This is a genomic window from Janthinobacterium sp. GW823-FHT03B06 (assembly GCF_058796955.1).
Window position 1 is genome coordinate 539,920 of sequence record NZ_JBXAJE010000004.1, and the last position, 18,771, is coordinate 558,690.

Genomic DNA, 18,771 nt, shown 5'->3' on the forward strand with positions numbered 1-18,771 from the left:
CGGGGTGTGGCTCAGCCTGGTAGAGCGCTGCGTTCGGGACGCAGAGGCCGGAGGTTCGAATCCTCTCACCCCGACCAGCCGTTTCCCCTTGCTGTGCCGGCTTAAGCTGCCCGTACCTTGACCTGCGCGTTGGTGTGTTGCCGAGAAATATGATATTAATTACATCATTAATGTCCTGATCACTTCTCGCGCAAGGGCCTGACCGATGTCTTTCCTGATAGTTCTGGCCGCACTGGCCTTCCTGATGCTGGCCGCCTATCGCGGCTACAGCGTGATCCTGTTTGCGCCCGTCGCCGCGCTCGGTGCCGTATTGCTCACCGATCCGTCGGCCGTGCCGGCCGTCTTCAGCGGCATCTTCATGGAAAAGATGGTGGGCTTCATCAAGCTGTATTTCCCCGTCTTTTTGCTCGGTGCCGTGTTCGGTAAACTAATCGAGTTGTCCGGTTTTTCCCAGTCCATCGTCATGGCGGCCATCCGCTACATCGGCAGCGCGCGCGCGAATGCCGTGATCGTTGCCGTGTGCGCCGCCTTGACTTATGGCGGCGTGTCGCTGTTCGTGGTGGTGTTTGCCGTGTATCCGTTCGCAGCCGAACTGTACCGCCAGAGCAATATCCCCAAGCGGCTGATGCCGGGCGCCATCGCCCTGGGCGCGTTCTCGTTCACCATGGACACCTTACCGGGCACGCCGCAAATCCAGAACATCATCCCCACCACCTTTTTCAACACGACCGGCTGGGCCGCGCCGTGGCTGGGCACCATCGGCGCCGTGCTGACGGTGATCATGGGGCTGGCCTTCCTGGAATGGCGCCGCCGTTCCGTCATGGCGACGGGCGAAGGCTATGGGGCCGAGGCCGAAAAGGCCACGGCCGACGCGGGCGACTTGCCCCATCCGCTGCTGTCGGTGGCGCCTCTGGTGCTGGTGGGCGTGGCCAACTTTGCGCTGACCAAGCTGATCCCGCACTGGTATGGCGCCAGCTACGTGCTCACCGCCGAGGCCCTGCCGGGCCTGCATGCGCCCGTATCTACGTCGATCGCTTCCGTGACCGGTATCTGGGCCGTGGAAGGCGCCTTGTTGCTGGGGATTTTGCTCGTGTGCGCAACGGCCTTCGGGCGTATCCGCGCCGCTTTTGCCGAAGGCACCAAGGCGGCCGTGGGCGGCGCCCTGCTGGCGGCCATGAATACGGCGTCCGAATACGGCTTTGGCGGCGTCATCGCCGCCCTGCCCGGCTTTCTTGCCGTCAGCAACACCTTGCGCAGCGTGCCCGATCCCCTCGTCAACGCGGCCGTCTCCGTCACGACCCTTGCCGGCATCACGGGCTCGGCCTCGGGCGGCATGAGCATTGCGCTGGCCGCCATGTCGGACAGTTTTATCCAGGCCGCGCAACAGGCGCATATCCCGCTCGAAGTCATGCACCGCGTGGTGGCCATGGCCAGCGGCGGCATGGATACCTTGCCGCACAATGGCGCCGTGATCACCCTGCTGGCCGTCACGGGCCTCACGCACCGCCAGTCCTACCGCGACATTTTCGGCATCACCGTCATCAAGACGGTGGCCGTGTTCCTCGTCATTGCCATCTATTACATGACGGGGCTGGTCTGAGGGTCGGGGCAAACTACAGGCGCGACGACGATGCCGGCTTCGCCACAGCGTGCGCCGGCTTGAACAGGTGGCTGATGCCCATGGTCAGCAGCGGGCCGGCCAGCGCCAGGTAGGAACTGTCGACGCCATACGGATTGCCCGCCAGGAACCAGCCGATGGTGGCGATCACGGAAACGATCACGCCGACGAAGGCGCCGCGCGGCGTGCCGAATTTCGGCGCATAGAAGGCCATCAGCACCAGCACGGCCAGGGTGGCGCGCAGGGCCTTGCCGAGGAAGGCGATCATCAGCAGTTTTTCCGCATACAGCGCCAGCACCAGCGGCAGCAGGCCGGCCACGACGATGGCGATGCGCAGGAACATCAGCGATTTCGCGTCATTCTTTGCCTTGTTGTACCAGGGATCATAAAAATCCTTCATGGCCAGCGTGGCCGATGCCAGGGTGGTGGCGGAAATGCCGCCGAACAGGGCGCCGGCCAGACCGACGATCATGATGCTGGCAGAAAACGCCGGCATGTGGGCGATCAGGGTCGGGAAGGCGTCGATCGACTTCATGCCCGGATACAGCACGGCGCTGCACATGCCGATCAGGGCCGCCATCAGGCCGAACGGAATCATCAGCGAGGACACGTAATAACAGGCGCGCTTGGCCACGGCAGGGTTGTCCGTGCTGACCAGGGCCTGGATCACGTATTGCGTGGCGAAGATGGAACCGATGCCGCCGATCATCCAGGCGATGATCTGGCCCCAGCCGATCTCGACCCAGTTGAACATCTTGGCGGGCAGCTGCGCCTGCAGCGCACCGATGCCGCCGGAGGCTTCCAGCGCATACGCCAGCGCCAGGATCACGCCCAGGTACTTGACGATGGAGTGGGCAAAGTTCGTGTACACGACCGAGCGCATGCCGCCCAGGCTGACATAGATCACGGTGATGGCGCCCACCAGCAAGATGGCCACCGTTTTGTTGATGTGCAACACGGCCGCCAGCACGGCGCCGCCGCTCGCATACAGGGCCACGGCAACGATGCTCAGCGCGACGATGGTGAGGATGGAAGCCGCGTAACGCACGGGCTCGCCATACGTTTGCGCCAGGATGCCGGAAATCGTCGACTGCCCGCTTTCCTTGTATTTCTTGACCAGCACGATGGCCAGCAGCAAGAAGCCCAGCGACAGCGCCACCAGATTCCATGCGGCGGAAATGCCCAGTTCATAGCCCTTCTGGGCCGTGCCGATGCTGACGGAACTGCCGATGAATTCCGACAATAACAGCGCGCCGATCAGGTAAGCGGGATAATTGCGCCCGCCCGCCGTCATGCCCTCGGCGCTGTTGGCATGCTTGCGCACGCTGTAGGTAATGTACGACATGAGGGCGAAATAGCCCACCGTGATCGCAGCGATGATGATCAATCTGTTTTCCATCCGTCTACTCCAAGTCTGCTTTTCTTATTATTATTTTTCAAGAAAGCTTCCCCTGCCCCATGCCGGACGAGCCGGTGGCGGTGCTCAGGGGAAAGTCAAATTCCTGCCATACCTATACGGTACAGCAAGCCTCACAACAAAAAGGTCCGCAACTGCGCCGCAAACAAGTCCGCCGCTTCGACGTTCGAGATATGCGAGGCGGGCACGCTTGCCAGGCGGGCGCCCGCGATCTGCCGCTGCAGCCAGCGCCCGTCGTCGACGGTGGTCACGGGATCGTGCTCGCCCGCGATGATCAGGGTGGGCACGCTGATCGTGCCGACGCCGGCGTGCAAGTCCGTCTGGGCCAGCACGTCGCAGCAAGCCGCGTAGCCGCCGGCATCCTGGCTGCGCAAAATGCCGACCAGGCGTGCCACCGTGTCCGCTTCGCGCGCGATAAACTGCGGCGTGAACCAGCGCGCGGCGGCGCTGTCGGCCACCGCGGCCATGCCGTCGCGGCGCACCTGTTCCGCCCGCAGCTGCCACGGCGCGGCGCCGCCGATGCGCGCCGCCGTATTTGCCAGCACCAGCCGCGTCAAGCGCCGCGGCTCGTGTATGCCCAGCCACTGGCCAATCAAGCCGCCCATGGAAATGCCGCAGAAGGCGGCACGCGCGATATCGAGGTGGTCGAGCAGCGCCACCATGTCCAGGCCCAGGCGCTCGATGCCGAACGGCACGCCGCCGCTGGCGGACTGGCCATGGCCGCGCGTATCGTAACGCACGACAAAAAAGTCGCCGGCCAGCGCGGCCGCCTGCGCATCCCACATGGATAGATCCGTGCCGAGGGAATTCGACAGGACGAGGCAGGGCTTGCCGCGCTCGCCATCCGTGCGGTAATGCAGGCCGATACCGTCGACCTCGCACGTTTTCCCGGCAGTGCCGTTGCCTATCTGCGTCATTGCATGTCTCCTCAGGAATCGTCGTCGCGCACCGACGAAGGATGGCGGCACAGCGGCATCACGTCGATCTGCATGTAGGGAAACAGCGGCAGCGAAGTGAGCAAATTATGCAGCTCGTCCACGCTGTCCACGTCGAAGACGCTGACGTTGGCGTACTGGCCGGCGATGCGCCACAGGTGGCGCCACTTGCCCTCGTGCTGCAGGCGCTGCGCCAATTCCTTTTCCGTTTGCTTCAGCTGCGCCGCCTGCTCGGCGGGCATGCTCAACGGCAGGTTCACGTTCATGCGTACATGGAATAACATGGTTTCTCCTTATTGGCGTTGCATGGAACGCAGTTTGTCCAGGTCGATCTCGACGCCCAAACCCGGGCCCGTCGGCACTTGCAGCATGAAGTCGCGGTACACGAGCGGTTCGCGCAAGACTTCCTGCGTCAGCAGCAAAGGGCCGAACAATTCCGTACCCCAGGCCAGTTCGGCAAACGTCGAGCAGACATGGGCCGTGGCGGCCGTGCCGACGCCGCCTTCGAGCATGGTGCCGCCGTACAGGCCGACGCCGGCCAGGCGCGCCACGGTGGCCACTTCCAGCGCGGGCAGCAAGCCGCCCGACTGGGTGATTTTTACGGCAAACACGTCGGCCGCATCGGCCTGCGCCAGCGCCAGCGCATCGGCGGGGCCGTGCAAGGCTTCGTCGGCCATGATGGCCACGTCGAAGCGCTGCTTCAGGCGCGCCAGCGCGGCGCGGTTGCCCGCCTTCACCGGTTGTTCGATCAGGTCGATGCCGCCCGCTTCCAGCGCGGCGATGCCGCGCACGGCGTCCGTCTCGCTCCAGGCCTGGTTGACGTCGACCCGCACGCTGGCCCGTTCGCCCAGCGCCTGCTTGATCTCCAGCACGTGGGCCACGTCGTCCATCACGTCGCGCAGGCCGATCTTCAGCTTGAAGATGCGGTGGCGGCGCAGTTCCAGCATCTTTTCCCCTTCGGCGATATCGCGCGCCGTGTCGCCGCTGGCCAGCACCCAGGCCACGGGCAGCGCATCGCGCACGCGGCCGCCCAGCAATTCCGACAGCGGCACGTTCAGGCGGCGCGCCTGCGCATCGAGCAGCGCCGTCTCGATCGCGCACTTGGCGAAGCGGTTGCCCTGGATGACCTTGCGCACCAGGGCCATGGCCTTGGCCACTTCGCTCGCTTCCATGCCGACCAGCAGCGGGGCGATATAGGTATCGATATTCGTCTTGATGCTTTCCGGGCTTTCGCCGCCGTAGCTCAAGCCGCCGATGGTGGTGGCCTCGCCCCAGCCCGTGATGCCGTCGGCGCAGCGCAGCCTCACCAGCACCAGGGTTTGCGTATTCATGGTGGCGACGGACATCCGGTGCGGGCGAATGGTTGGCACATCGACCAGGTAGGTCTCGATATTTTGAATCATATTTATTCCGTATAATTCTGTGGAGTGGTGACACGATATTCCCCGAATGCCCCCGCGTCCAACACCGAGTTGGTATCAAACCTATACCTGAAAGGTATGAAGATGGAATTACGGCACTTGCGCTACTTCGTTGCGGTCGCAGAGGAAAGGAACTTCACGCGGGCCGCCGCGCGCCTGCATATCGCGCAGCCGCCGCTGAGCCGGCAGATGCAGCAGCTGGAAGAAACCTTGGGCGTGGCGCTGATCGAAAAAGGGTCGCGGCCCTTGCGGCTGACGGAAGCGGGCGAGTTTTTCCTCGCCCATGCGCGCCCCCTGCTCGACCAGGTGCGCGACCTGCAGGCGATGACGCAGCGCGTGGGCAAGCTGGAACGCACCCTGTCGATCGGCTTCGTCGCCTCGACGCTGTATGGGGAATTGCCCGACATCGTGCACCGCTTTTGCGAACGCCATCCCGAGGTCGACGTGACCCTGCATGAAATGACGACGGTGCAGCAGTTGAAGGCCCTGAAGGAAGGCCGCATCGACGTGGGTTTCGGACGCCTGAAAAGCGAAGACCCCAGCATCCGCCGCATCCTGCTGCGCGAAGAGCGGCTCGTGGTGGCCCTGCCGCCCGGCCACCGGCTGGCCAAGGGTGAAGGCGGCTTGCGCCTGACAGACCTGATCCACGAGACCCTGCTCGTGTATCCGAAAGCGCCGCGCCCCAGCTTTGCCGACCAGGTGCTGGCCATGTTCAGCGAAGGCAATGTCACACCCGGTCCCGTCACGGAAGTGCGCGAGCTGCAGATTTCCATGGGACTGGTGGCGGCCGGCCAGGGCATTTCCATCGTGCCCGAAAGCGTGCAGGCCATGCATCACCGGAACGTCGTGTACCGCAAGCTGGACGACAAGCATGCGTTCTCGCCCATTTTATTCAGCATGCGGCATATGGACCGCTCGCCGGAACTGGAAAACCTTCTCGCTGCCGTGTACTCGATCTACGATGAACACGGCATCGCGCACGTCAAGGAAAGCCTGTAGTCCTCACTTTGACAGCGGTGCATCGGCCAGCAATGCCGGGCGCAGCGCGCGGATGCGCAGCTCCGTGAAATAGCCGCCCGCCTCGTTGTAGCGCAGGTAGTGGCGGCCGCAGTTCAGGCAGCGGGCTACCTGGCTCAGGTTCGCGGGATAGTAGCGCGGCGCGATGGGCGCGTCGACGCTGTCGTAACGCGTGCCGTGCGGGTGGTACTCGTCAAACGTCGGTTCCTCGTACGGATCTGCGCGCAGGGTGCCGACCTCCTCGAAACGGTCAAGTTCCAGCGACGTGGGCAGCCGCTGCCAGGCATCGAGCGGAACGGTGCAGCAGCTGCATTTTTGCGTGACACCGGCCGACGCGGCGGCCAGCGTGGACAAGGCGGGAAAATCGATGAATACCATGGTTCAGCCATTACAAAGGCGCGGCCCTTGGCAACGAGCCTGGCCGCATCCCTTATTCTAGCGCAGCCACATGCGGCCGACACGCGGCCCACATTTTGCCAACCCCAATTCCAGCAGCACCAGCATGCCGCCCGACACGAGCAGCAGCGGCATCAGCGCGCACATGCCGGCCGCCACCAGCCAGGCCAGCGCGGACGGCGAGGTCCAGGCGCCCGGCAGCAACTTGGGCAAGCCCAGCGAGCCTGGCAGGCGCCGCTTGAAGAACATCACCCAGCCCGACACCAGCGAAAACAGCACGCTGGCGCCGAACAGCAGCAGCAAGGCCTGGTTCCACCAGCCGAATTCACCGCGGTGGAACGGGATGCCGATGGCGGTTGCCTTGCCGAACGCCGTCTGCGCGTCCCAGCCCGCATAGTACAAAGGCTTGCCGCTGTAGGCGTCGAATTGCAGGTCGAAGCGCAAGGTGGGCTGGCTGCGGTCGGCCATGGTGGCGCGCCACACATCGTCCTGACTGGCCGGCGCCGTCAGCTGCACGGCGATGGCGGGCGCGTGACTGCGCGCCACTTGCCACGCATCCTGCCAGTCGAGCGGAGCGCCCTCTTCGCTTGAGTGCAGGCCGCGCGGCACGGGCGGCGGCGCCTGGCCGCTGACGTCGCGCAGCGTGCGGATGCGCCCGCCCGCCTGCTGGCTCCACGTCAATCCTGTCGTCAGGATCACGACACTGACGATGCCGAGCGCCACGCCGAGAAAAGCATGCCACTGGCGCCAGCCGTTGCGGCCTTGCGCGCCCCGCTTCGGCAAGCCCGATTGCGCGCCGCGCGGCCACCACAGCACCACGCCCGTCACCAGCATCACCATCAGCCAGCTGGCGGCCAGCTCGATCATCCAGCGCCAGCCATCGTTTTGCAGCAGGCGCGAATGCAGCTTTTTCGCCCATTTGCCGAAACGTTCGCTGCTGGCCAGGCTGCCCAGCACGCGCGCGTCATACGGATTCACGTAGACGATCACGGCTTGCGCGGGCAGGCCGAACTTCGGCTTGACCGGTGCGGCATGTCCGCCATGGCCCGCGTGTTCATCGTTCGCGCCGCCGGGCGGCGCGAACGCCACCTGCACCGCGTCGTCCTGCTGAAACGGCGGCACCACGTGCTGCACCGTCCAGCCATGCGGGGCCACCCGCTCCGCTGCCGCCACGGCGGCGTCCAGCGGCAGCATGGACGCTTGCGGCGCCACATGGTCGAGGTGCTGGTACAGCCTTGCCTCGATCTGTGGCGTGAATACATACAAAATGCCCGTCAGGGTAGCCACCAGCGCGAATGGCGAGGCGATCAGCGCGGCCCAGAAGTGGATGCGCCAGTACAGGCTTTTGCGCCGTGCGACAAGAAAAGTTGCGTCGTCCATGGCCATCCTCACAGTCCGCCATAGGTATAGGCCAGGCCCAGCATCACGCTGCGCGGCGCACCGGGCGTGTACTGGTTCTGGCTGTTCGGCGCATAGCTGCCCGTGCCCGCATAGCTGCTGCTGGCCGAATCGGCATAGCGTTTATCGGCCACATTGCGCACCTGTGCCCACGCTTCCAGGCCCCGCGCGAGCTGGTAGCTGGCACGCAGGTTCAGCAAGGCGTGGCCGCCATACTCCACCGTGTTGGCGTTGTTCATCCAGTAGCGGCCCTGATGCACGGCTTCGAGGGCGATACGCGCGCCCGTCACGGGCTTGTAGCCGATCTCGAACGAGGTGATGTCGCGCGGCGCCTGCGGCATGATGCGGCCGCTGTAATCGAGGGTACTGGAGACCTGGTAGCGCAGGTAGCGGTGGCGCGCGATGGCCGTGGCGAAGCGCGCGTCGAACGGCCCGCTGTCGTAGTTCAAACCCAGCTCCAGCCCTTCGCTGCGCGTGCGTCCCGCATTGCGGTTTTCGCTGTTGCCCGGCGAAAGCGTGTAGCTGACGATGGTGTCGCGCCCGTCGAGCCGGTACAGTGCCGTGTCGAGTTTCAAGCGGCCCTGCAGGAAGGCCCAGCGCAAGCCCAGTTCATAGTTGTTGTAGACGGACGGCTGCAAGTCGGCGATGCCCGTCTTGCCATACAGCTGGCTGACCTCGGGCGGGGTAAAGCCCTGGCTGACGTTCGCATATGCGCTGCCCGCATGGCCGATGGCGTAGGTGGCGCCCAACTTCGGGCTCACATGAGAAAAGCTGCGCGACTCGTCGGGCGCGCCGTAGTTGACGCTGCCGCCGGGCGCCAGATTGTTATGATAGTCGTAGCGGATGGCGTCCGAGCGTCCACCCAGCACCACGCGCGTGCCCGCCAGCGGAGAAAATTCCCACTGCGCGAAGACGGCCGTGTTCAAGATGTCCGTCTGGTAGTCGCGCACGCCCTGCGGATTGCTGGCATTGGCCAGGGTGTAGCGCACATAGCGGCCCGTGGCCGCATCGCGCACGATGGACAGGTTATCGCTGACAAAGGGATTGTCGCTCTTGTCCACGTACACGCCGGCGACCAGGCGCGAACGCAGCCACGCGAATTCCTGCTGGTGTTTCACGTCCAGCCCCAGCGAATCGACATGGTTGTTGTTGATGACGCCCTTGCACAGCATGCCCGCGCAGCTGCCGATGGAATACGCGGGAAGCTGCCCATGGTCGTTCTTGCGCGTAAACACGGTGACGGTGCTCGTGCCATTGGCCGTCGTCGCGCCCTCCCATGCCAGGTTCATGCGCGTGGTCTTGTCCTTGCGGTAGGTAAACGTATTCAGGCTCTTGCCGGGATTGCTGCGGTAATCGTTCTCGAACAGGCTGCCCGTCATGGCCGCATCGAGATCCGTGTGCACGAGGGTGGCGCGCAGCTGCGACGCGGGGCCGAGCGCATAGTCGGCGCGCAGCGAGAACGAATCCTTGTCGCCATAGCTGTACTCTTGCCAGTTGTCGCGCGAACGGCGCGAACTGTAATGGGAAAAGCGCAGTCCCAGCGGCCCCCAGGTATCGCTGGCGGCCGTGTCGTAGCGGGTGAAGCCGCCCACGTTGTCGCGCCGCACGCCCGCGCTTGCCGTCGGCGTGGCGCTGGCGCCGGCCGTGAGGAAATTCACGGCACCGCCAACGGCATTGCTGCCGTACAGCGACGAGGCGGCGCCCTTCACCACTTCCACGCCGCTGGCGCCCGCCATGTTCATCTCGTTGAGCGAGTTGTGGTTGAAGACACCCAGCGGGCGGATGGGTATGCCGTCTTCCAGGTACTGGTAGACGGCATTCGTGCCGATGGGCTGGCGGATGCTCATGCTGTGCTGCTCGTTGCCCAGGTCATTCCAGTACACGCCGGCGATGCGGTTGAGGATATCGCCCATGGTCCTGGGCTTGTCGCGCTCCAGGGTTTTGGCATTGACGACGCCGATCGCCTGCGGCGTCTCGGACAGCCACGATTGCGCGCGCGAGCCGGAAACGACGACCGTGTCGATGGCGTGGTCAAGTTGCTGCGCCTGCGCGCAGGGATAGGCCAGGGCGATGGCTGCCGCCAGCATCAATAATTTCTTGTTCATGTGATTCTCGTTTAAGTGTGCGGATGCGGGGCGTCACACCGCAAGGTGGACAGCGCCAGCATTGAAAATGCAAAAACTTAAATGAGACCGGGCGGCGCGCGCGACTGCGCGGTGGACCAGATGAACAGCGGGGATGGGGACTGGTAGTACAGGGCCGGGAAGATGGCCGTGCCGCTGGCCACAAGCAGCGGCAGCACGGGACTGGCCGGCGGCAAGCCGACGGAACCCGCATGCGTGGAACAGAAGGCGCAATGCTCCATCTGCATGGCCTTGCCGCCGGACTTGCCATCGGCGGCGCCGTCATCGGCCTGATCAAGCTGCACAAAACGGATGCCGGCCACCGAGCAGATTTCCGCCCAGCCGGAGCCGGATTCCTGCTTGGCGTTGGCGACGGCCCGGGAAATCGATGGCGCGAGCGCCGCCAGCAGGATCGCGAAACAGGCGATCCAGGCGGCGAAGCGGCGCGTGAACAAGGTCATTCCCATGGCCGCATTTTACCAGCGGCCGCCGGGACTGGGTAGCGGAAAGCGGCTCAGGCGGCCGGGCAGGCGGCGCTGCCGTTGTCAAAAGCACGCACGACGCTGGCCGCATCGGCGGCGATGCGGTTCACGGCGCGGCGGTGACCGAGCACCAGTTCATCATAGCCGGCGCCCACCTTTTCATTGGCGATCGTACGGCAAGTGACCACCTTGCTGCTGGCCAGCTGGCGCACGCTCCACACGGCATCGATCAGCGCATACTGGCCCATCACGGACTCGAAACGCTGCACATTGGTGCTGATGCGGTACACGGGCAGATTGTCCGGATGCGGCGTGCGGAACACGTCGATGGCGCCCAGGTCGTTCGTCACGGCCGTCGACAAGGCCTGTCCGATCTCGCCGGCCAGCGGCCCCGCCCAGCGCTGCTGCTCCAGCAATTCGATGCGGCCCGACGGCGCCGTCACGACAAACTGGTTGCGGCTCACCTGCTGCGGCACGCTGACGGCCAGCACCTCGACATAGTATTTGACGGGCTTGGCCGGCTGCGCGTCGGCGCCGCCGCTGAGCGTATAGAAATGCTCGGGCTGGGGCGTGGAGCAGGCGCCCAGCAGGCTGGCCGCCAGCAGCGCGGAAAACATCGGCTTCATCATTTTTTTTCATCTCCTTTTTTACCGCGGATCAGGGATTCGGGGTGGCGTTCCAGGTAATCGGACAGGGCATTGAGCGATTGCAGGGTTTGCGTCAGCTGCTGCAAGGCCTGGCGCACGTCCGACTGCAGCGGCGAATCCTTTTGCAGCACCTGTTCGGCCGTGCCGAACGTCTGTTTCGCCGCCGTCAGGGTATCGCGCATTTCCGGCACCACCTGGCCATCGAGCTGCTTGAACAGGGTATTGGCCTGCCTGATCGTGGCGTTCAGGTTGTTACCGATCTCCGCATACGGTACCTGGTCGAGCTTGCGGGCGATGCTGGCGATCTGCGTCTGCAATTCATCGAGGGTATTGGGCACGGTCGGCACTTCCAGCGGATACCTGTTCGGATCGAGCGCCACCTTCGGCGCTTTCGGGAAGAAGTCCAGCGCGATATACAACTGGCTGGTCAGCAGGTTGCCCGTGCGTAGCTGCGCGCGCAAGCCGCGGCTGACCATGCGTTCGAGCAGCTGGTGGCCGGCCGAGCCTTCCTCATCGTCGACGGCGGCCTTGAAGCGCATGCCCAGGCGGGCCGGGTACAGGTTGACGGTGACGGGCATGCGGAAGTTCTTCTTCACGGGATCGAACTCGATGCCGACCGAACGCACCTCGCCCAGCACGATGCCGCGGAAATCGACCGTGGCGCCGGGCTGCAAACCGCGCAGCGATTGGTCGAAATAGAACACGGTGGTGATCGCCTCGCCATCGGGCTCGCGCATGGCGCTCGCCTCGTCGGCCGCCAGGCGGTAATTGGTGCCGGCCGGCGCCGGTTCGACGGGCTTGCGGCCGTTTTCCGCCTCGAAGGCGATGCCGCCCACCAGCATGGCCGCCAGCGATTGCGTATTCAATTTGAAGCCGTTGGAATCGAGGCGCACGTCAACGCCGCTGGCATGCCACCAGCGCGCATCCTTGCCGACGAACTGGTCGTACGGCGCATTCACGAAGACCGATATGGTGATGCCGTTGCCATCCTTGTCCAGCGCGAAGCTGACCACCTTGCCCACCCTCAGGCGGTGGAAGAACAGGGGCGAGCCCACGTCGACGGAGCCGAGGCTGTCCGCATGCAGGGTGTACAGCTTGCCCTTCTGGTCCCCTGCCACGGCGGGCGGACTCTCCATGCCGATGAAGCTCTCCTTCTTCTGCTCCGACTTGCCCGTGTCGACGCCGATGTAGGCGCCCGACAGCAAGGTGCCCAGGCCCGTCACGCCGCTGGCGCCGATCTGCGGGCGCACCACCCAGAAGCGCGAATCGGCGGTGGCGAAACGGCGCGCTTCCTTGCTCATGTCGATCGTCACGAGGACCTTGCTCAAGTCGTCGCCCAGGGTGATGGCGCGCACCTGGCCGATGTCGACATCCTTGTACTTGACCTTGGTCTTGCCCGGCTCCAGGCCTTCGGCGCTCTTGAAGCTGACCGTCACCGTGGGTCCCTGGTCGAGGATGGACTTGGCGGCCAGGCCGGCGCCGATCAGCGCGGCCAGCAGCGGAATGAGCCATACCAGCGACGGCAGCCAGCGGCTGCCCTGTTCCACATCGGGTTCCGGCAACGGGGGGATGCCCTGGCCACCCGTTTCGGCAAGACCGCCCGCTTCTTTGTCAGACATGCTGTTCTCCAATCACTGTATTGTTTCCGGTATTTGCCACCACCACGGGCTCTTCCTCGCCAGGCACCTGCCCGTCGACGGGGTCCCAGATCAGGCGCGGGTCGAACTGCATCGCCGCCAGCATGGTCAGCACCACCACGGCGCCGAAGGCCAGCGCGCCGGTTCCCGCCGTGATCACGGCCAGCGACTTGAAGCGCACCAGCGCCACCGTCAGGGTGACGACAAAGATGTCGAGCATGGACCAGCGGCCGATGAATTCGACCATGCGGTACAAGATGGTGCGCTGGCGCGGCCGCCAGCGCGAACGCCGCTGCGCCGTAAACGCCAGCAGCGCCAGCACGCCCAGCTTGAGCATGGGCACGACCACGCTGGCGATGAAAATGATGATGGCCAGGCCCTTCGAGCCGCTGGTCCAGAACAGCACGACGCCGCTCATGATGGTGTCGTCCTGCGCGCCGAACAGCGATTGCGTCACCATCACGGGCAGCAGGTTGGCGGGAATGTAGAGGATCATGGCGGCGATCAGCAAGGCCCAGGTGCGGTTGATGCTGTCCGGCTTGCGCACGTGCAGGGCCGTGCCGCAGCGCACGCACGCCAGGTGCCTGCCCGTGCCCACGGGCGGCGCCACCAGGCCGCAGGCATGGCAGGGCACCACCTTTTCACCGGGCGCGAAAGCCTTGTAGCGGATGCCGGGCAGCGCTTGCCGGGTCAGGTCGTCGCCCAGGTTCCACAGGGCCTTGGGGTCGAACGAGACGACGATGGCCAGCAGCACGGTGAGCGCGCCAAACGCGAACAAGCCCGGTTGCGGCAGCACCGTGGCCAGGCTGGTCATCTTGACAACGGTGATCAGGATGCCGATCATCAGCACCTCCGTCATGCCCCATTCGCGCGCCGTCTGCACGGCGCGCAGCACGCGGTTAAATCCGGGCACCTTGACGCCGCCGCGCAAGCCCAGCGCCACATACAGCAGCGAACCGAGTTCGATGGCGGGAAAGAGGATGGTAAACAGGAAGACCATCGTCGCCACGATGTGCATCTGCTCGTACCACAGCACGCGGATGGAGCCGAGCAAGGTGGCACTGGAAGTGAGGCCATTGACGTCGAGTTCGACGATAGGGAAAAACTGGGCAATCAGGAAGACAAAGGCGGCGCCCAGGGTGAGCGCCACCACCTTGCTCAATTCGGCCGATGCGCCCCGGCCTGGCGCGGCGCGATACAGCACCGAGCGGCAACGGATGCAGCGCGCCTTTTCGCGTGGACGCAGCGGACGTTTGCGGTACAGCACGCCGCAGTCATGACAGCTAATCAGGTCGTATCGGTGCACAGTGTGAAGTTTGCCGGCGCCCGCAGCGCGACTATCCCATGTCAATGCCAGCCATCATGACAGAATTGGCATTTTCCTGCACTACGGCACTATTCTTTTCCACTCCCCCGCAACAACGCCTCCACGGCGCGGCCGATTTGCAACACCGTATCGTCGGCGCCGGCCAGGCCGCAGATGCCCAGCCCCACGGGCAGCCCGCCGTCGGCATGGCAAGGCAGCGACAGCGCGCAGCCGTCGAGGAAGTTGATGACGCTGGCGTTGCGCAGCACCAGGCCGTTCGTGGCAAAGAAGGTGGCGTCGTCCGCTTCCAGCGGCGCGACCTGCGGCGCCAGAATGGCCACGCTGGGCATCAGCCAGGCGTCGAACGGCGCCAGGCGCCGCCGGGCGATGGCGATCAGGCGCGCGCGCGCATCGAGCAGGTCGATGTAGTCAAACGCGCCCTGCTGCTGGCCGCGGCGGATGCGCGCCGCCACGCGCTGGTCATACTGCGCGCCCTTCTCTTCCAGTAACGCCCTGTGCCAGTGCCACGCTTCCGCCGCCACCAGGCCGCCACCGCCATTAATCGTCGGCAGCGCCAGCAATTCGGGAAAATCGAACTGTTCCACCAGGGCGCCGGCTTGCCGCAGCTTGTCCAGCGCGGCGTCGAAAGCCTGCTGCACCTGCGGCGCCACGTGCGTACCGACGTAGTCCAGGGTAAAGCCGAAGCGCAAGCCTTTCAGTGCCGGCGCCTGCGCGCCGATATCATGGCCCGACAGCGCTGCATACAAAATGGCGCAGCAATCGACGCTGCGGGCGATGGGGCCGGCCGAATCGAGGGAGCGCGACAAGGGCACCGTGCCTGCCAGCGGCACAGTCGCCGCCGTCGGCTTGAAACCCGTCAGGCCGCAAAAGGCCGATGGAATGCGGATCGAGCCGCCCGTATCCGTGCCCAGCGCGCCGGCCGCCATGTCCAAGGCCACCGTCACGGCGCCGCCCGAGGTGGAACCGCCCGCCACGCGCGCGCCGTCGTGCGGATTGCGCGGCGTGCCGTAATGGGGATTCAAGCCCAGGCCGGAAAACGCGAATTCGCTCATATTGGTGCGCCCCAGCAGGATGGCGCCGGCCGCGCGCAGGCGCGCCACGGCAAGCGCATCGGCCACGGCGGGCGGCGCGCCGGCCAGCGCCAGCGAGGCGGCGCTGCTGGTTTGCCCCTTGACGTCGAACAGGTCCTTGATCGAAATGGGGATGCCGGCCAGCGGCGAGGCAATGATGCCGGCGGCGCGCGCCGCATCGCTGGCCCGCGCTTCCATCAACGCCTGTTCGCCATCGAGGCTGACATAGGCATGGCCGCCCTGCGCCCGGTGGGCCTCGGCGCGCGCCAGCATCCGCTCCGTCAGTGCCACGCTGGTGATGCGGCCGGCGGCCAGGTCGGCCGCCAGTGCGCGGATGGTCTTGGTCAGTTCGGTCATTCTCTTATCCTTCCACGGGCAGGGTTTGCACGGCATAGCGGTGCTGCAGGCGGCGCTGCAAGGCTGGATCATACAGCTCCAGCTCAAACGCGTCGCCATGGCCCATCTCGCCGATGATCGGCTGCGTGCCGCAGAACATGGCGCTGCCCACCGGCAGGCTGCTTTGTCCCGTGTAGCGCAAAATCAGGTCTTCCGGCGACAGCATGCGCGTCACGGGGCCATCCTGGTACAGGGCCGGCACGCCGGCACGCTCGCGCCAGGAGCGCATCTGCAGCTGGTCCCAGTGGCCGGCCACGTCGGCATAGCGCCACAGGGTGTCGCCCACGGGCTTGCCGCACATCTGCTTCGATACCGTCACGCCGTAGCTCTCCACCTTGCGGTCCGTGTGGTCGGAACCGATGCCCACCAGCAGGCCGTATTCCGTGGAAAACAGCACGAATTCGGCCTCGCCCGACGAATCGCCGCCCGGCACTTCGATGGCCGCGTCGCTCGACAGCAGCGCTGCCGCCACGCGGTAAAACGTGGGCACGCTTTTCGGACGCGCCACGCCGATGGCTTCCAGTTCGGCGATATGGTGTTCCACCATCGCCATGTCGCGGCCCGTCCAGCCGGCGATGATCAAGTTATCGATGTCGAAGGTGACGGGGCCGTGGCCGGCCAGTTGAAAATGCAATGTCGTCATGATTTTATTCCTCCAGGGGGCCGCGGCCCGTTTCGCGTGCGGCAAACACTGCCGCGCCGGTGATCAGCAAGGCCGCCGCCACGTACAGCGAGACGGCCACGGTGCTGTTGTACGAACGGTACAGGCTGGCGATGACGAGCGGCGCGAAGCCGCCGCCGATGACGCCGGCCAGGGTGTAGGCCAGCGAGGAACCCGCATAGCGCACCTTGGTGGGGAACTGTTCGATGACGAAGGCCGCTTGCGGGCCGTACATGATGGCGTGGATGACCAGACCCACGACGACGGCCGTGACGATGGCGGCCGGGCTGGCCGTGTCTAACAAGGTGAAGAAGGCAAACGCCCACACGAGACCCAGCGCTGCGCCCAGCGCATACACGGGGCGGCGGCCGATCTTGTCCGACAGGGCGCCAAACAGCGGCACCGACAGCGCATTGCAGGCCGTGCCGATCATGATGGCGGTCAGTGCCAGGGTCGACGACAAATGCAGCACCGTCGTCACATACGTCAGGGTGAACACCACCACCAGCGCATACAGCACGTCCGAGCCGATGCGCACGCCGCCGGCGATCAGCAGACGGCGCCAGTAAAGGCGCAGCACGTCGCCGATCGGCGCTTCCGCCTTGGCATCCTGCTGGTCGAGTTCCTTGAACAGCGGAGTTTCCTCGATGCCGCTGCGTATCCACATGCCGAACGCCACCAGCAGCAGGCTGGCGATGAACGGCATGCGCCAGCCCCAGTCCATGAACGCTTCATGCGGCAGCAGATAGGTGATCAGGCCGATGCAGCCCGTCGCCAGCAAGGTGCCGAACGACGGCCCCACCTGCGTCCACGAAGCGTTGCGGCCCCGCTTGTCCGGCGCCCCGTGTTCGACGGAGATCAGCACGGCACCGGCCCATTCGCCGCCCAAAGCGATGCCCTGCACGAAACGCAGCGCCACCAGCAGGACGGGACTCCAGATGCCGGCCGTCGCGTACGTCGGCAGGAGGCCCATCAGGCCCGTCGTCACGCCCATCAGCATCAGGGTCACCACGAGCACCCAGCGGCGTCCCAGCTTGTCGCCCAGGTGGCCGAAGATCACGCCGCCGATCGGACGCGAGATATAGCCGACGGCATACGTGGAAAAGGCCAGGATGGTGCCCGTCAGCGGATCGAAGGAAGGGAAGAACAGGTGATTGAAGATCAGCGCGGCCATGGTGTTGTAGACGGTGAAGTCATACCATTCCAGGGTCGTGCCGACCATGCTGGCCGTGGCCAGGCGGCCCGTCTTGGCCGTCGTGGCCTTCTCGCCCGGTGCCTGGGCTGCCGGATGCGCGGCGTTCGTATATGTGGTCATAGCCTACCTCTCTCGTCAGTTTTATTGCAGGCCCGGCGCAGGATGCTTTGCCCTGCGCCGTGGCCCGTGTCTCGTGTTATCAGTGCCGGCAAGATGCGCTTGCGGCGCGTCAGGCAGCGTGCAGGTCCGCCTCGCGCAGCTGCCAGGACAGTTGCAGGATGGCTGCCTGTTCGGCGTCCAGGCCCAGCGCCGCGCTGGCGGCATTCGCGGCCGCCATGGCGGCGCTTTCGGACGATGCGTCGATCAGGAAGATCGGATCGAGCACGCGGGCCTCCGTCCGTTCCGCCGGCAGGGGGCCGGACAGGCTGGCGTCGGGCGTGAGCAAGCGCGTGGCAATGACGCCGTCGATCTGCAGCAGCGTCGTTCCCAGCGTGGCCAAGCCGGCCACCGCTTGCGCGTCCTGGCCGATGGCCGGCGCGCCCATACGCAGCACGGCCAGCCAGGCGCCCGTGCCCATGCCCGTTTCCGCCTCGATGGCACAGACACGGCGCATCGGGTCGACCATGCGCTGCAGATTCGTCTGCGACCAAGGCGTCTGCTGGCCGAAGGCCTTGAAGTAATCGGGCGTCTGGAAGGCGGCGAGCGACACGGTGCGGTACAGGCCCAGGTATTTGCGCGGACCGCGCACGCTCTGGTAGCGCGTGCCGCTGACGAAGCCGGGAATGCGCACGCGCTCTTCCACGTGCTCGCGGTCATACCAGCGGTTGAAATCAAGCTCGTGTTCCGGGTCGGCGCTGGTCCAGACGAACAGGATGCCGGGCAAGGTGGTGGACGTCGTCATGAGGGTTCCGTTTGCGTTGTAAGTGGAGTGCCAACCCAGAATAGGTGGCACGCCATCACTTGGCAAACGGGTTATTCTGAACGCGACTGATAAGTTTTTCTTGTGGGTCGCGTTGGGGACGGGCCAACAA

General features: G+C 65.3%; 17 protein-coding genes and 1 tRNA gene. 3 read left to right on the forward strand and 15 right to left on the reverse strand.

Annotated elements, in window-relative coordinates; genetic code table 11:
- Together AC1RBA_RS17040 and AC1RBA_RS17045 are read left to right on the forward strand one after the other, a co-directional pair.
- Nucleotides 1-77, forward strand: a tRNA-Pro gene (locus tag AC1RBA_RS17040).
- Between the two features lie 128 nt (nt 78-205).
- A complete protein-coding gene (locus AC1RBA_RS17045; RefSeq protein ID WP_492419244.1) occupies nt 206-1,600 on the forward strand; it encodes a GntP family permease in 1,395 nt (464 codons plus the stop codon).
- Between the two features lie 13 nt (nt 1,601-1,613).
- On the opposite strand, the gene AC1RBA_RS17050 is transcribed toward AC1RBA_RS17045, so the two are convergent.
- From AC1RBA_RS17050 to AC1RBA_RS17065, 4 genes are all read right to left on the reverse strand, one after another.
- Nucleotides 1,614-3,017 (reverse strand): sodium:solute symporter family protein, encoded by a 1,404-nt coding sequence (locus AC1RBA_RS17050; protein WP_070219286.1) that lies wholly within the window; start codon nt 3,015-3,017, stop codon nt 1,614-1,616.
- Nucleotides 3,018-3,148: 131 nt separating this feature from the next.
- Nucleotides 3,149-3,952, reverse strand: a complete 804-nt coding sequence (gene pcaD, locus AC1RBA_RS17055) for a 3-oxoadipate enol-lactonase (protein ID WP_492419246.1) — start codon at nt 3,950-3,952, stop codon at nt 3,149-3,151.
- An 11-nt stretch (nt 3,953-3,963) separates the two neighbouring features.
- Nucleotides 3,964-4,254 (reverse strand): muconolactone Delta-isomerase, encoded by a 291-nt coding sequence (gene catC, locus AC1RBA_RS17060; RefSeq protein WP_070303391.1) that lies wholly within the window; start codon nt 4,252-4,254, stop codon nt 3,964-3,966.
- Nucleotides 4,255-4,263: 9 nt separating this feature from the next.
- The gene (locus AC1RBA_RS17065) at nt 4,264-5,373 is read right to left on the reverse strand and encodes a muconate/chloromuconate family cycloisomerase (RefSeq protein ID WP_492419248.1); all 1,110 of its coding nucleotides are present in this window, start codon (nt 5,371-5,373) and stop codon (nt 4,264-4,266) included.
- A gap of 102 nt (nt 5,374-5,475) precedes the next feature.
- Between AC1RBA_RS17065 and AC1RBA_RS17070 the strand changes: the two genes are divergently transcribed.
- Nucleotides 5,476-6,390 carry a LysR family transcriptional regulator gene (locus tag AC1RBA_RS17070; protein ID WP_070291203.1) on the forward strand — a complete coding sequence of 305 codons (915 nt, stop codon included), beginning with the start codon at nt 5,476-5,478 and terminating at the stop codon, nt 6,388-6,390.
- A gap of 3 nt (nt 6,391-6,393) precedes the next feature.
- Here AC1RBA_RS17070 and AC1RBA_RS17075 read toward each other — a convergent pair whose 3' ends face one another.
- The 11 genes from AC1RBA_RS17075 to AC1RBA_RS17125 all read right to left on the reverse strand — a co-directional run bounded on the left by AC1RBA_RS17075 (nt 6,394) and on the right by AC1RBA_RS17125 (nt 18,641).
- Nucleotides 6,394-6,786, reverse strand: coding sequence for a hypothetical protein (locus AC1RBA_RS17075; protein ID WP_492419250.1), 393 nt, complete (start codon nt 6,784-6,786; stop codon nt 6,394-6,396).
- Between the two features lie 57 nt (nt 6,787-6,843).
- Entirely contained in the window at nt 6,844-8,184 is a 1,341-nt protein-coding gene (locus AC1RBA_RS17080) for a PepSY-associated TM helix domain-containing protein (RefSeq protein WP_492419251.1), read from the reverse strand.
- A gap of 8 nt (nt 8,185-8,192) precedes the next feature.
- Nucleotides 8,193-10,307 (reverse strand): TonB-dependent receptor family protein, encoded by a 2,115-nt coding sequence (locus AC1RBA_RS17085; RefSeq protein WP_492419253.1) that lies wholly within the window; start codon nt 10,305-10,307, stop codon nt 8,193-8,195.
- Between the two features lie 77 nt (nt 10,308-10,384).
- Nucleotides 10,385-10,792 carry a DUF2946 domain-containing protein gene (locus AC1RBA_RS17090; RefSeq protein ID WP_227742105.1) on the reverse strand — a complete coding sequence of 136 codons (408 nt, stop codon included), beginning with the start codon at nt 10,790-10,792 and terminating at the stop codon, nt 10,385-10,387.
- A 47-nt stretch (nt 10,793-10,839) separates the two neighbouring features.
- A complete protein-coding gene (locus AC1RBA_RS17095; RefSeq protein ID WP_492419255.1) occupies nt 10,840-11,436 on the reverse strand; it encodes a PqiC family protein in 597 nt (198 codons plus the stop codon).
- Nucleotides 11,433-13,073, reverse strand: a complete 1,641-nt coding sequence (locus AC1RBA_RS17100) for a PqiB family protein (RefSeq protein ID WP_492419257.1) — start codon at nt 13,071-13,073, stop codon at nt 11,433-11,435. Before AC1RBA_RS17100 ends, AC1RBA_RS17095 begins: the two co-directional genes overlap by 4 nt.
- Nucleotides 13,066-14,358 carry a paraquat-inducible protein A gene (locus AC1RBA_RS17105; protein WP_492419259.1) on the reverse strand — a complete coding sequence of 431 codons (1,293 nt, stop codon included), beginning with the start codon at nt 14,356-14,358 and terminating at the stop codon, nt 13,066-13,068. The genes AC1RBA_RS17100 and AC1RBA_RS17105 overlap by 8 nt, the downstream gene beginning before the upstream one ends.
- 128 nt (nt 14,359-14,486) lie before the next feature.
- Entirely contained in the window at nt 14,487-15,845 is a 1,359-nt protein-coding gene (locus AC1RBA_RS17110) for an amidase (protein ID WP_492419261.1), read from the reverse strand.
- Nucleotides 15,846-15,849: 4 nt separating this feature from the next.
- On the reverse strand, nt 15,850-16,527 hold the full coding sequence (locus AC1RBA_RS17115) for a DUF2848 domain-containing protein (RefSeq protein WP_492419262.1): 678 nt from the start codon (nt 16,525-16,527) through the stop codon (nt 15,850-15,852).
- A 4-nt stretch (nt 16,528-16,531) separates the two neighbouring features.
- A complete protein-coding gene (locus AC1RBA_RS17120) occupies nt 16,532-17,860 on the reverse strand; it encodes an MFS transporter (protein ID WP_492404551.1) in 1,329 nt (442 codons plus the stop codon).
- A gap of 109 nt (nt 17,861-17,969) precedes the next feature.
- Nucleotides 17,970-18,641 (reverse strand): hypothetical protein, encoded by a 672-nt coding sequence (locus AC1RBA_RS17125; protein ID WP_492419263.1) that lies wholly within the window; start codon nt 18,639-18,641, stop codon nt 17,970-17,972.
- Nucleotides 18,642-18,771 lie beyond the last annotated feature (130 nt).

Excerpts from the sequence above, each read along its gene's own strand:
- AC1RBA_RS17120 (WP_492404551.1), bottom strand. The coding sequence starts at position 17,860 with ATGACCACATATACGAACGCCGCGCATCCGGCAGCCCAGGCACCGGGC.
- AC1RBA_RS17085 (WP_492419253.1), bottom strand. The coding sequence starts at position 10,307 with ATGAACAAGAAATTATTGATGCTGGCGGCAGCCATCGCCCTGGCCTAT.
- AC1RBA_RS17125 (WP_492419263.1), bottom strand. The coding sequence starts at position 18,641 with ATGACGACGTCCACCACCTTGCCCGGCATCCTGTTCGTCTGGACCAGC.
- AC1RBA_RS17110 (WP_492419261.1), bottom strand. The coding sequence starts at position 15,845 with ATGACCGAACTGACCAAGACCATCCGCGCACTGGCGGCCGACCTGGCC.
- AC1RBA_RS17045 (WP_492419244.1), top strand. The coding sequence starts at position 206 with ATGTCTTTCCTGATAGTTCTGGCCGCACTGGCCTTCCTGATGCTGGCC.
- AC1RBA_RS17070 (WP_070291203.1), top strand. The coding sequence starts at position 5,476 with ATGGAATTACGGCACTTGCGCTACTTCGTTGCGGTCGCAGAGGAAAGG.
- AC1RBA_RS17075 (WP_492419250.1), bottom strand. The coding sequence starts at position 6,786 with ATGGTATTCATCGATTTTCCCGCCTTGTCCACGCTGGCCGCCGCGTCG.
- AC1RBA_RS17050 (WP_070219286.1), bottom strand. The coding sequence starts at position 3,017 with ATGGAAAACAGATTGATCATCATCGCTGCGATCACGGTGGGCTATTTC.
- AC1RBA_RS17080 (WP_492419251.1), bottom strand. The coding sequence starts at position 8,184 with ATGGACGACGCAACTTTTCTTGTCGCACGGCGCAAAAGCCTGTACTGG.
- AC1RBA_RS17095 (WP_492419255.1), bottom strand. The coding sequence starts at position 11,436 with ATGATGAAGCCGATGTTTTCCGCGCTGCTGGCGGCCAGCCTGCTGGGC.
- AC1RBA_RS17065 (WP_492419248.1), bottom strand. The coding sequence starts at position 5,373 with ATGATTCAAAATATCGAGACCTACCTGGTCGATGTGCCAACCATTCGC.
- AC1RBA_RS17100 (WP_492419257.1), bottom strand. The coding sequence starts at position 13,073 with ATGTCTGACAAAGAAGCGGGCGGTCTTGCCGAAACGGGTGGCCAGGGC.
- AC1RBA_RS17115 (WP_492419262.1), bottom strand. The coding sequence starts at position 16,527 with ATGACGACATTGCATTTTCAACTGGCCGGCCACGGCCCCGTCACCTTC.
- catC (WP_070303391.1), bottom strand. The coding sequence starts at position 4,254 with ATGTTATTCCATGTACGCATGAACGTGAACCTGCCGTTGAGCATGCCC.
- pcaD (WP_492419246.1), bottom strand. The coding sequence starts at position 3,952 with ATGACGCAGATAGGCAACGGCACTGCCGGGAAAACGTGCGAGGTCGAC.
- AC1RBA_RS17090 (WP_227742105.1), bottom strand. The coding sequence starts at position 10,792 with ATGGGAATGACCTTGTTCACGCGCCGCTTCGCCGCCTGGATCGCCTGT.